This window comes from Rhodoferax sp. AJA081-3 (genome assembly GCF_017798165.1).
Taxonomy (GTDB): domain Bacteria; phylum Pseudomonadota; class Gammaproteobacteria; order Burkholderiales; family Burkholderiaceae_C; genus Allorhodoferax.
Map to the genome: position 1 here is coordinate 167,911 of NZ_CP059068.1, position 12,976 is coordinate 180,886.

The window sequence follows — 12,976 nt, forward strand, 5'->3', positions numbered from 1 at the left end:
ACGCATGCTAGTGGCTTTATGCCGCCATGCCCTGGTGGCGCAACAGGGCATCCAGCGAAGGTTCGCGGCCGCGGAAGGCCTTGAAGGACTCCATGGCCGGCCGGCTGCCGCCCGACTCCAGGATGGCTTCACGGTACTTTTTGCCAGTTTCCAGGTTGGGCGTACCGTCGGGCCCGGCGGTTTCTTCAAACGCTGCATAGGCGTCTGCGCTCAGCACCTCGGCCCATTTGTAGCTGTAATAACCCGCCGCGTAGCCGCCGGCAAAAATATGGCTGAAGGTGTGGGCGGTGCGGCTCCATTCCGGCGGCATCATCACCGCCACCTCGGCGCGCACCTGGTTCAGCAGGGGCATGAAATCCTGCTGCGGATCATGCGCCGTGTGCAACAGCATGTCGAACAGCGAAAACTCAATCTGGCGCAGGGTCTGCAGGCCGCTTTGGTAGTTGCGTGCGGCCAGCATCTTGTCGAACAGGGCGCGGGGCAGGGACTCGCCGGTTTCCACATGGGATGTCATGTGGCGCAGCACGCTCCACTCCCAGCAGAAGTTTTCCATGAACTGGCTGGGCAGCTCCACGGCGTCCCATTCCACACCGCTGATGCCGGACACGTCGTGTTCGTTGACCTGGGTCAGCATGTGTTGCAGGCCATGGCCAAATTCGTGGAACAGCGTGGTAACGTCATCGTGCGACAGCAGGGCAGGCTGCTTCTTGCCATCGACCTCGATCCCGTCGGCAAAGTTGCACACCAGGTGGGCCACCGGCGTTTGCAGTTGCGCGGTGTCAGGGCGCAGCCAACGGGCGCAGACGTCGTCCATCCACGCGCCGCCGCGTTTGCCCACGCGGGCGGTCGGGTCCAGATAAAACTGGCCAACAAGCTGGCCTTGGCGCTCGATGCGGTAGAACTCCACATTGGCATTCCAAACGGGTGCCTGATCCCGGCGGATGGCGATATCAAGCAGGGTTTCGGAAATCTTGAACAAACCGGCCAGCACCTTGGGGAAGGTGAAGTACTGCTTGACCTCTTGTTCACTGAAGGAGTAACGCGCTTCCTTGAGCTTTTCACCGATGTAGGGCCAGTCCCAGGCCTGCGGGTCGTTGATATGGAGCTCGTCTTTGGCAAAGGCGCGCAGGTCGGCCAAGTCTTTTTCGGCAAAGGGGCGGGCCTTGCGGGCCAGGTCGCGCAGGAAACTGATGACGGCGTCGGGCGATGGTGCCATCTTGGGCACCAGAGACAAGGCGCCAAAATTGGGGTAACCCAGCAACGCGGCTTCTTCCTTGCGCAGGGTCAGTATGTTGCGAATGCCTTCGCTGTTGTCAAACTTCTTCGTGTCAGCATCACCACCTGCCTGGTCCGAGGCACGGGTGACGTAGGCACGGTACAGCGTGGCGCGCAGCGCACTGCTATGGGCGAATTGCATGACGGGCAGGTAGCAGGGCATCTTCAGCGTCAGTTTGTAACCCGCCTTGCCTTCGGCTTGCGCGGCGGTCAGTGCAGTCTGCTGCACGTCATCCGGCACGCCAGCCATCTCGTCGGCCGTGGCGAAGTAGCTGAAGGCATCGGTCGCGTCCAGCGTGTTTTCGCTGAACTTCTGGCTCAGGGCAGCCTGTTGCTCCTGGATCTCGGCAAAACGCTCGCGCTGGGCACCCACCAGGTCGGCGCCGCCCAGCACAAAATTGCGTAGCGCGTTCTTGTGGGCCTGGCGCTGTTCCGGGTTTAGCGTCTGCACGTCGATGGCCTTGTACTTGGCGTACAGCCGCTCGTCGGCACCCAGGCGGGTCCAGAACTCCGTCACCGTGGGCAGGGCCGCGTTGTAGGCGGCGCGCAACTCGGGGGTATCGGCCACATTGTTGAGGTGGCTCACCGAACCCCAGGCGATACCCAGCTTTTCCGTCGCCACGTCCAGCACCTTGGCAATGGCCGCCCACTCGGCGGGGAACTCTGGTGCAGTCACCGTTTCCAGTGCCGCGTTGGTTTGCGCCAACAGGGTGTCAATCGCGGGGCTCACGTGTTCGGGTTGAATCTGGTCAAACAGGGGCAGGGTGGAGGACATCAGCAATGGGTTCATAGGGGCGTTCGCTTGTGGGCTTATAGATAGGGGCAGCGTTACGTTGCTTTATTTGGGGGCTTTGACTGTGGAATCAAGTTGGGCTGCGTTGCGCTCCGCCGCTTCCAGCGTATTGACCAGCAGCATGGTGATGGTCATGGGGCCCACGCCACCGGGCACGGGTGTAATATGGCTGGCTACCTGGCGCACCCCGGCGAAATCCACATCGCCGCAGAGTTTGCCGGCATCGTCCCGGTTCATGCCCACGTCGATAACGATAGCACCGGGCTTGACCATGTCGGCCGTCAACACATTGCGTTTGCCCACCGCAGCAACAATCACATCGGCCTGCCGGGTGTGGTGGCCCATGTCGGCCGTGGCGCTGTGGCACACCGTGACGGTGGCATTGGCCTGCAACAGCAACAGGGCCATGGGTTTGCCCACCGTATTGCTGCGCCCAATCACCACCGCGTGTTTGCCGCGCAGGTCTATTCCGGTGGTCTCGATCAGCTTCATACAACCGTAGGGTGTGCAGGGGCGGAACCCGGCTTGACCCGTCATCAGTTCTCCGGCGCTCAAAGTGCCATAGCCGTCCACATCCTTGCTGGCAGAGATGGCTTCGATAACCTTGTGCGGATTGATGTGTTTGGGCAAGGGCATCTGCACCAGGATGCCGTGGATGCTGGGATCGGTATTCAGGGCGGCAATGCGGGCCAGCAATTCTGCTTCACTGAGCGTTGCCTCATATTTTTCAAAGACCGAACGGATGCCGGTATCTGCGCAGGCCTTGACCTTGTTGCGCACATACACGGCGCTGGCCGGGTCTTCACCGACCAGGATAACGGCCAGACCGGGCGTGACCCCGCGTGTGGTGAGGGCCTGGGCGCGGGCGCCGATGTCTGCACGCAGCTTGGCAGAGAGGGCAACGCCGTCAATGTTTTGGGCAAGGGGTGTGGTCATGTGCTGCTTTCAAATAGAAAACGCCCGCAGTCCTTGTGGGGCGGGCGTGGGGTGCTATGAATAAATAGCTTTGCGGGACAGACCGCAGTGCGTAGCACAAGCTCTGTCCCCAACATATTAAAGGCTTCGGGCTTCAAGCTTTGGGTGCGGCTTGGCCCAGTGCAATCTTCAGCAAGTCTGCCACGGTGTTGGCGCTGAGTTTTTCCATGATGTTGGCGCGGTGCGCCTCTACCGTCTTGATGCTGATGCCCAGGTCGTCGGCAATCTGTTTGTTCAGGCGTCCGGCGACGATGCGCTCCAGCACCTGGGATTCGCGCAGGGTCAGCTTGGACAACAGGGCGTCGCGGCTGGCGGCCAGCTGGAAATCGCTGAAGGAGTCTTTGGCATGGTCCAGCATGCGCTCCACCAGGCCCACCAACTGGTCTTCGTTGAAGGGCTTCTGGATGAAATCCATGGCGCCTTTTTTCATGGTGTCCACCGCCATGGGTACGTCGCCATGGCCGGTGATGAAGACGATGGGCAGTGGCGAGCGGGCTTCGATCAAGCGGCTTTGCAGCTCCAACCCGGTCATGCCACCCATGCGGATGTCGACAATCAGGCATGCGACTTCGCGTGCGTCGTAACGGCTCAGGAAGGATTCGGCAGAGTCAAAACAGCGGACCCTGAAGCCCTTGCCTTCGAGCAGCCATTGCAGCGAATCGCGCACGGCCTCGTCGTCGTCCACAACGTAAACAGTACCTTTTTTGGGAAGCAGGCTCATTCAGGTTTCCAGGGTTTTAGTTGTTTTTGCGCGGATGTCTCGTCAAACTGGGGCTAACTTCGGTCAGCGGTATCCAGAATGAGAATCGGCACCCCGCTACTTCGTCGCCATTGTAGAGGTTCTCTGCCGACATCCGCCCCAAGTGGGATTCCACGATGGAGCGGCACAAGGAGAGGCCAATGCCCATGCCATCGGACTTGGTGGAGTAGAAGGCTTCGTACAACCGGGCCATGACCTCGGGTGCCAGGCCCTTGCCGGTATCCTGCACCGAAAACTCGACAACATGTTTGTCGTCCATCACCTTGGGCACCACCCGTAACTCCACAATACGCTGCGAGGTCTGGCGCAGGGCCATGTCTATCGATTCCGCGGCATTGCGCAGCAGGTTGATTAGCACCTGCTCAATCAATATGGGGTCCACCATCAACGTGGGCAGGCGGGCGGCCACGTAGTGGTTCAGGCGCACATTGAATTTGCGCAGTTCAATTTCGGCCAGTTCCACCGCTTCGGCCACGATGTTGGTCACCTCCGACGGCGTACGGTTGGGCTCGCTGCGTTTCACGAAGGAACGTATGCGGTGGATGATCTGACCGGCCCGCTGGGCCTGTTTGGCAGTCTTTTCCAGCGCACCCAGCAGCTCCTCTTCATTGATTTGTTGCGCCTTGATGCGCGAGACCATGCCGTTGCAATAGTTGTTGATGGCGGTGAGCGGCTGGTTCAGCTCGTGGGCCACACTGGACGCCATTTCGCCCATGGTGATGAGGCGGCTGGCGGTTTGGGCGCGCTCAGTCTGGCTGGCGGCCTGTTCTTCGGTCAGTCGCCGGGAGGTGATGTCGGTGGCAATGACCATCTGGGCCAAACGGCCGTCCACCCAGCTCAGGTAACGGGTGCGCACCTCCAGCCACTGGTTGAGTTCGGGTATAAAAATCTCGGCACTCTCGGTTTCGGTGTCGGGCAGGGCGGTGGTGGGTAAGCCGGCAAAGGAATCCACACTGTCGGATGCCTCGTCGTTGGGCGGGCTGTCCGGCACACCGGCCTGTGCCACCAGCTGCAGGTGGCCGTGGGCCTGCAAACCAAACCACTGGCGGTAGAGTTTGTTGGCAAACAGCAGTTCGTCACTACCCAGGGGTGCCACGGAAATGGAAGCATCCAGCGCTTCTAGCACGGTGGTGAACCGTTCGTGGGATGCCGACAACTGCTCCCGCACCCGGTTGGGTTCGGTGATGTCGGTCATGGAGGTCATCCAGCCCGTTTGTTTGCCCACGGCATCGATCAGAGGCGACACGTAAAGGCGGGCGTCGAACAGGCTGCTGTCACGCCGCTGCACCCGCACCTGTATGCCGCCGGGCGCGCTATTGCCCGCCAGCTCTTCATTCAACAGGGAGTGCAACTGCTCCCGGTCGCTTTCGGGCCAATAGGGAAAGGGAGCGGTGCGGCCCACCAGTTCGGGTTCGGTCCAGCCGGTCATCTGGCAAAAGGCTGCGTTTACATAGGTGATGCGGCCTTGCAAATCCATGGCCCGCATGCCGGTCAACATGGAATTTTCCATGGCGCGGCGGAAGGTGGTCTCAGAAATCAGGGCCTGCTGCGCCTGCATACGCCGGCGCGTGTGGCGCCAGTTGGCAATCAGCATCCAGGCGGTCATCACACTCAGGGTGCTGACCAGCCAGAACAGTCCGCTACCTATGACACCCAATGACGCGCGGTAGGCCTGGCCCCGCACCACCAATGCACTGCCCACGGGAGAGACCGGCATGGAGTATTCATTGGTCGGGCCTGCCCAGGGCAGAAGATTGTCTACCGTTTGTTTGGCGGGTATGGCGATACCCGCCAGCAGCCCGCCCTTGGCGTCTTGCAAGGATATGGCGTAACGGGACGTGACCTCGGTAGGCACACCATACCGGAACAGACCGTCTATGGAGTATTCCGCAATCAACACGCCCGAGAAACGCGTGCGGTCGGTTAACGGCAAGTGCATTTGCAGAAACGGTGTGTCCTGGGGCGTGCCCAGGGGCTGCACGTAGACGGGCTGCTCCAGTTCGCGAGCCGCCAGAAAACCGCTCAGGGTTTCATTACGTTGGCCACCATCGCTGGGGGCATTCAACTGGGCGGCGATCAAAACGGCAGTACCCTGCGCCGATTTGACGCGGCGGCGTTCGTCTACCCAGGCCAGCCCCTGCAGTTCAGGGTATTGGTTGAGCAGGGAGCGCGCGCGGTTGCGAAACTCGTCCACATCCAGCTCACGGTTGGATATCTCCCGTGCAATACGCATCAACTGTTCCTGGCGCTCCAGCAAGCGCAAGCGCAGACGCTGTTGGGTGTACTCCACATCGCGTTGTACGGCCTGTTGTTCGCGGTCCATTTCCTCCAGTCGCAAGTAACCGAGGGCGGCCACGATGGCGGCAAAAAACAACAACACAGCCGCCAAAGGGGCGAGCACGGCCAAGCGGTCCTGGCGGTGGGGCGCGAGCATTTGCCACCAGCGGCGGGCTCGCTCCATGGCTGGCAAGGCCAGCGGGTTTGGCAGGGAAATCAGCTTGGGCAAAGGCATTTCTCTAGTGTAGGTCAGCTCCTAGAAGAGCATTGTTTTGAAATTCATAATATGAAATCAATATGCGCCAGTTGAAATTTTAAAAAACTTATGTGAGAATAGGTAGAACGACCTAAAACGTACTAAATTGCTTCAAAACAACGAGGAGACATCCATGTCAGCAGTTCCCCCTGGCGCCACCAGCGTGCCCAATTCAGATCTGGACAGCCAGGAAACCCGCGAATGGATGGACGCCTTGTCCGCCGTCATCGAGGCCGAAGGCCCCGAGCGGGCGCACTTCTTGTTGGAGCAATTGCTCGAACATGCCCGCCAGAAGAGCATCGACATGCCTTTCTCGGCTACCACCGGTTACGTCAACACCATTGAGCCCGATCAGGAAGAGCGATCCCCCGGCAACCTGGAAATTGAAGAACGCCTGCGCGCCTACATGCGCTGGAACGCCATGGCCATGGTCGTCAAGGCCAACCGCCACCACCCCATTGACGGTGGTGATTTGGGCGGCCACATTGGCTCCTTCGCATCCCTGGCCAGTCTGTTTGGCGCCGGCTTCAACCACTTCTGGCACGCCGAGAGTGAAAACCATGGCGGTGATTGCCTCTACATCCAGGGCCACGTGTCCCCCGGTGTCTATGCCCGCGCCTTTATGGAAGGCCGCCTGACCGAAGAGCAACTGCTGAACTTCCGCCAGGAAGTGGACGGCAAGGGCCTGTCCAGCTACCCACATCCCAAGCTGATGCCCGAGTTCTGGCAGTTCCCCACGGTGTCCATGGGCCTGGGCCCCTTGATGGCCATCTACCAGGCCCGTTTCCTGAAATATCTGCACGCCCGCGGCATTGCCAACACCGAAAACCGCAAGGTCTGGGTGTTCTGCGGCGACGGCGAAATGGACGAGGTCGAATCCCTGGGCGCCATCGGTTTGGCAGCCCGTGAAAACTTGGACAACCTGGTGTTTGTCATCAACTGCAACCTGCAGCGCCTGGACGGCCCGGTGCGCGGCAACGGCAAGATCATCCAGGAGCTGGAAGGCGAATTCCGCGGTGCGGGCTGGAACGTCATCAAGCTGATCTGGGGCTCCGGTTGGGACCCGCTCTTGGCGCGCGACAAGGACGGCGCGCTCAAGAAGGTCATGATGGACACGCTGGACGGCGACTACCAGGCCATGAAAGCCAACGACGGCGCCTATGTGCGCAAGCATTTCTTCGGCAAGGACCCGCGCACGCTGGAAATGGTCGCCAAAATGAGCGACGAAGAGGTGTTTGACCTGCGCCGCGGCGGCCACGATTCCAAGAAGGTCTATGCCGCCTTCCACAAGGCCGTCAACCACAAGGGTCAACCCACGGTGCTGCTGATCAAGACCGTCAAGGGCTTTGGCATGGGCAAGGCTGGCGAGGGTAAGAACAATGTGCACCAGACCAAGAAGCTGACCGACGAAGACATCAAAGCCTTCCGCGACCGCTTCAATATCCCGATTCCCGACAGTGAACTGCCCAAGCTGCCGTTCTACAAGCCGGCCGACGACACGCCCGAAATGCGCTACCTGCATGAGCGCCGCAAGGCGCTGGGTGGCTACTTGCCGCACCGCCGCACCAAGTCGGACGAGCAGTTCACCGTGCCGTCGCTGGAGACTTTCAAGTCCGTGATGGACCCCACGCCCGAAGGCCGTGAAATCTCCACCACCCAGGCCTATGTGCGTTTCCTGACGCAGTTGCTGCGCGACCAGGCCCTGGGCCCCCGCGTCGTACCCATTCTGGTGGACGAGGCCCGTACCTTCGGTATGGAAGGTCTGTTCCGCCAGGTGGGTATCTACAACCCTGCGGGACAGCAGTACACCCCGGTCGACAAAGACCAGGTCATGTACTACAAGGAAGACAAGGCCGGCCAGATCCTGCAAGAGGGCATCAACGAAGCCGGCGGCATGAGCAGCTGGATTGCGGCTGCCACCAGTTACAGCACCAGCAACCGGATCATGATCCCGTTCTATGTGTACTACTCCATGTTCGGCTTCCAGCGCATTGGTGATCTGGCCTGGGCTGCTGGCGACATGCAGGCCCGCGGCTTCCTGCTGGGCGGCACCTCGGGTCGTACCACGCTGAACGGCGAAGGCCTGCAGCACGAAGACGGCCACAGCCATATCATGGCTGGCACCATTCCCAACTGCATCAGCTACGACCCCACCTTCGCGCACGAAGTGGGTGTCATCCTGCACCATGGCCTCAAGCGCATGGTGGAGAAGCAGGACAACGTCTACTACTACCTGACGCTGCTGAACGAAAACTACGCCATGCCCGGCCTCACACCCGGTACTGAAGAGCAGATCATCAAGGGCATGTACATGTGCAAGGAAGGCGCCAAGCTGACACCACGTGTGCAGTTGCTCGGCTCGGGCACCATCCTGCGCGAAAGCATTGCAGCGCAAGAGCTGCTGGAAAAAGACTGGGGCGTGGCGGCAGACGTGTGGAGCTGCCCAAGCTTCAACGAGCTCACCCGTGACGGCCAGGACGCCGAGCGTTGGAACCTGCTGCACCCGCTGGAGACACCCCGCGTGTCCTTTGTGGCGCAGCAGTTGGACAAGGCCAAGGGTCCGGTGGTTGCTTCCACAGATTACATGAAGGCCTACGCCGAGCAGATCCGCCCCTTCATCCCCAAGGGCCGTACCTACAAGGTGCTGGGCACCGACGGTTATGGCCGCAGCGATTTCCGCTCCAAGCTGCGCGAGCACTTTGAGGTGAACCGCCACTACATCGTTGTCGCCGCTTTGAAGGCGCTGAGCGAAGACGGCACCGTGCCGGTGGCCAAGGTGGCCGAGGCGATTGCCAAGTACGGCATCAAGGCTGACAAGATCAACCCGCTGTACGCATAAGAAAAACCGGAGACAACAAAAATGGCATCTATCGATATCCAGGTTCCCGACATTGGCGACTTTGACGAAGTCACCGTCATTGAACTGATGGTCAAGGTTGGCGACACCGTCAAGGCTGAACAATCGCTGATCACTGTGGAGTCTGACAAGGCCTCCATGGAAATCCCGTCCAGCCACGGTGGTGTGGTCAAGGAGATCAAGGTCAAATTGGGCGACAAGGTCAAGCAAGGCTCGATCGTCGTCTCGCTCGAAAGCGCTGAGCAAAATCAGGCTGTAGCCCCCGCCGCCGCTGTACCTACCGCTCCTGTTTCTGTAGCGCCAGCTGCAGCTCCTGCTGCTGCAGCACCCGCACCGGTGGCCGCGGCATCCAGCGGCCCGGTGGAAGTGCGTATTCCCGACATTGGCGATTTCAAGGACGTCACCGTCATTGAACTGCTGGTCAAGGTGGGCGACATGGTCAAGGTGGAGCAAAGCCTAGTGACCGTGGAGTCGGACAAGGCATCGATGGAGATCCCGTCCAGCACCGCGGGTGTGGTCAAAGAGATCAAGGTCAAGCTGGGAGACACCGTGAACATCGGTGACCTGGTGGTGATTCTCGAAGGCGTGGCTGGTGGCGCGGTGGCTGCACCGGCTGCTGCTCCCGCAGCGGCACCTGCAGCGCCTACCGCGGCTGCTCCTGCGGCAGTCTCTGCCCCCGCAGCTGCCGCAGCTGCGCCCGGCTTCGCCGTGCCTGCGCACGCGCCCGGCGCTGCACCCGTAGGCTTGCCGCATGCATCACCGTCGGTCCGCAAGTTTGCCCGCGAACTGGGCGTGCCCTTGAACGAGGTCAAAGGCAGTGGCCTCAAAGGCCGTATCACCGAGGCAGACGTGCAAGGCTTCACCCGATCCGTGATGAGCGGCGCCATCCAGACCTTGGCTGCTGCGGCGCAGAACAAGCCTGCAGCGGGCAGTGGCGACGGTGCCGGACTGGGTCTGATCCCCTGGCCCAAGGTGGACTTCGCCAAGTTCGGCCCCATTGAGCGCAAGGAACTGAGCCGCATCAAGAAGATCAGCGGCGCCAACCTGCTGCGCAACGCCATCATGATTCCCGCCGTCACCAACCACGACGATGCCGACATCACCGACCTGGAAGCCTTCCGCGTCTCCACCAACAAGGAGAACGAGAAGTCTGGTGTCAAGGTGACGATGCTGGCCTTCCTGATCAAAGCTTGCGTGGCCGCGCTGAAGAAGTTCCCCGAGTTCAATAGCTCGTTGGACGGCGACGCGCTGATCTACAAACAGTTCTACCACATCGGTTTTGCGGCCGACACGCCCAATGGCCTGATGGTTCCGGTCATCAAGGATGCCGACAAAAAAGGCATCTTCCAGATCAGCCAGGAGATGAGCGAACTGGCCAAGAAGGCGCGCGATGGCAAGCTGAGCCCGGCAGAAATGTCCGGCGCCAGTTTCACTATCTCCAGCCTGGGCGGCATTGGCGGGCGTTACTTCACGCCCATCATCAACGCGCCCGAGGTCGCCATCCTGGGCGTCTGCCGCTCGACGATGGAACCCGTGTGGGACGGCAAGGCATTCCAGCCGCGTCTGATGTTGCCCTTGTCGCTGACCTGGGACCACCGCGTCATCGACGGCGCCGCCGCTGCGCGCTTCAACGTCTACCTGGGCCAGATCCTGGGTGACTTCCGCCGTGTGTTGCTCTAAGCAGCCAGTCCTTTGTAAAACTCCTTGTGGGACAGACCGCAGAGCAGCGTAGCTCTGTCCCCAACTGATTGGTAAGAACACTATGGCAATCGTAGAAATCAAAGTCCCCGATATCGGCGACGTCACCGACGTCAGCGTTATCGAACTGATGGTCAAACCCGGCGACACCATCAAGGCCGAGCAAAGCCTGATCACCGTGGAGAGCGACAAGGCCTCCATGGAGATCCCGGCCAGCCAAGGCGGCGTGGTCAAGGAACTCAAAGTCAAGCTGGGCGACAAGGTCAGCGAAGGTTCGGTTGTGTTGATGCTGGAAGTGGCCGGTGCAGATGCCGAGCCCAGCCCGGCTCCAGCCAATGCTTCAACGTCAAATCAGGCTGTAGCCCCCGTCGCTGCTACACCAGATGCTCCTAAAACAGTAGTAAATGCACCGGCACCGGCACCGGCAGAGGTCGCTGTGGCTGCACCCGCTGGCGCCAGCTACGCCGGTACCGCAGACTTGGACTGCGACGTGCTGGTTATCGGTGGCGGCCCTGGCGGTTACTCGGCTGCGTTCCGCGCGGCCGACCTAGGCCTGAAGGTCATCCTGGTCGAACGCTACGCCACACTGGGTGGCGTCTGTCTGAACGTGGGTTGTATCCCATCCAAGGCGCTGCTGCACGTGGCGGCCGTCATGGACGAGGTGAGCCACATGTCTGCCCTGGGCGTGGACTTTGGCGCACCGGTGGTCAACGTCGACAAGCTGCGTGGCCACAAGGAAAAAGTCATTGGCAAGCTGACCGGCGGTCTCGCCGCCATGGCCAAGATGCGCAAGGTCACCACCGTGCGCGGCTACGGTGCCTTCGTTGGCGCCAACCATGTGGAAGTGGAAGAAACCAGCGGTGGCGCGCAAGAGAAGACCGGCACCAAGAAGGTCATCGCCTTCAAGAAGGCCATCATTGCTGCGGGCAGCCAAGCGGTGCGCCTGCCTTTCATGCCCGAAGACCCACGCGTGGTGGACAGCACTGGCGCGCTGGAGCTGAAAGAAGTCCCCAAGCGCATGCTGATCCTGGGTGGCGGCATCATCGGCCTGGAAATGGGCACCGTCTACAGCACGCTGGGCGCACGCCTGGACGTGGTGGAAATGCTGGACGGCCTGATGCAGGGCGCCGACCGCGACCTCGTCAAGATCTGGCAGAAGATGAACGCCAAGCGTTTTGACAACATCATGCTCAAGACCAAGACCGTCTCCGCACGCGCCTTGCCCGAAGGCATTGAGGTCACGTTCGCCGCAGCAGAGGAGGGCGGCACGGCCCCCGCGCCCCAGGTGTATGACCTGGTGCTGCAAGCCGTGGGCCGCACGCCCAATGGCAAGAAGATCGCCGCCGAGAAAGCCGGGGTGGCGGTCACCGACCGTGGTTTCATCAATGTCGATATCCAGATGCGCACCAACGTGCCCCACATCTTCGCCATCGGCGACATCGTCGGCCAGCCGATGCTGGCCCACAAGGCGGTGCACGAGGCCCATGTGGCGGCCGAAGTGATTGCCGGTGAATTGCAGGGCAACAAGGAGCTGGCCGCAGCCGCCTTCAACGCCCGCGTCATTCCCAGCGTGGCCTACACCGACCCCGAAGTGGCCTGGGTTGGCCTCACTGAAGACCAGGCCAAGGCCCAAGGCATCAAGGTCAAGAAGGGCCTGTTCCCGTGGACGGCATCGGGCCGCGCCATTGCCAATGGCCGCGACGAAGGTGTCACCAAGCTTTTGTTCGACGATTCACCCGAGGCGCATGGTCACGGCAAGATCCTGGGCGGCGGCATGGTCGGCACGCATGCGGGCGACATGATCGGCGAGATCGCGCTGGCGATTGAGATGGGCGCGGACGCGGTGGATATCGGCAAGACCATCCACCCCCACCCCACGCTGGGCGAAAGCATCGGCATGGCGGCGGAGATTGCGCATGGCAGTTGCACGGATGTGCCGCCAGCGAGAAAGTAAAGTTGGTCTAACCACCAGGTGCTACTGAATCAGTAGCTGGCCGCGAAGTTCCGAAGAGGGCTGCGCGGTTTTCTTTATTGCACTGGTGGCGAAAATGCGGCAGCATTTTTGTCGATCATTCGAGCAATGAC

General features: G+C 60.9%; 7 protein-coding genes. 3 read left to right on the top strand and 4 right to left on the bottom strand.

Annotated features, from left to right (window positions below; genetic code table 11):
* Positions 1–16 precede the first annotated feature (16 nt).
* The 4 genes from HZ993_RS00865 to HZ993_RS00880 form a co-directional block, all read right to left on the bottom strand.
* Entirely contained in the window at positions 17–2,065 is a 2,049-nt protein-coding gene (locus tag HZ993_RS00865; RefSeq protein ID WP_209395399.1) for a M3 family metallopeptidase, read from the bottom strand.
* A 48-nt stretch (positions 2,066–2,113) separates the two neighbouring features.
* Positions 2,114–3,004 carry a bifunctional methylenetetrahydrofolate dehydrogenase/methenyltetrahydrofolate cyclohydrolase FolD gene (gene folD, locus HZ993_RS00870; protein WP_209395400.1) on the bottom strand — a complete coding sequence of 297 codons (891 nt, stop codon included), beginning with the start codon at positions 3,002–3,004 and terminating at the stop codon, positions 2,114–2,116.
* A 133-nt stretch (positions 3,005–3,137) separates the two neighbouring features.
* Positions 3,138–3,764 (bottom strand): response regulator transcription factor, encoded by a 627-nt coding sequence (locus tag HZ993_RS00875; protein ID WP_209395401.1) that lies wholly within the window; start codon positions 3,762–3,764, stop codon positions 3,138–3,140.
* A 16-nt stretch (positions 3,765–3,780) separates the two neighbouring features.
* Positions 3,781–6,315 carry a PAS domain-containing sensor histidine kinase gene (locus tag HZ993_RS00880; RefSeq protein ID WP_209395402.1) on the bottom strand — a complete coding sequence of 845 codons (2,535 nt, stop codon included), beginning with the start codon at positions 6,313–6,315 and terminating at the stop codon, positions 3,781–3,783.
* Positions 6,316–6,469: 154 nt separating this feature from the next.
* Between HZ993_RS00880 and aceE the strand changes: the two genes are divergently transcribed.
* From aceE to lpdA, 3 genes are all read left to right on the top strand, one after another.
* Positions 6,470–9,175: a pyruvate dehydrogenase (acetyl-transferring), homodimeric type gene (aceE, locus tag HZ993_RS00885; RefSeq protein ID WP_209395403.1), complete on the top strand. Its 2,706-nt coding sequence runs from the start codon at positions 6,470–6,472 to the stop codon at positions 9,173–9,175.
* A gap of 21 nt (positions 9,176–9,196) precedes the next feature.
* Positions 9,197–10,873 (top strand): dihydrolipoyllysine-residue acetyltransferase, encoded by a 1,677-nt coding sequence (gene aceF, locus HZ993_RS00890; protein ID WP_209395404.1) that lies wholly within the window; start codon positions 9,197–9,199, stop codon positions 10,871–10,873.
* 82 nt (positions 10,874–10,955) lie between these two features.
* Positions 10,956–12,845, top strand: a complete 1,890-nt coding sequence (gene lpdA, locus HZ993_RS00895; protein WP_209395405.1) for a dihydrolipoyl dehydrogenase — start codon at positions 10,956–10,958, stop codon at positions 12,843–12,845.
* The last annotated feature ends 131 nt before the right edge of the window (positions 12,846–12,976 follow it).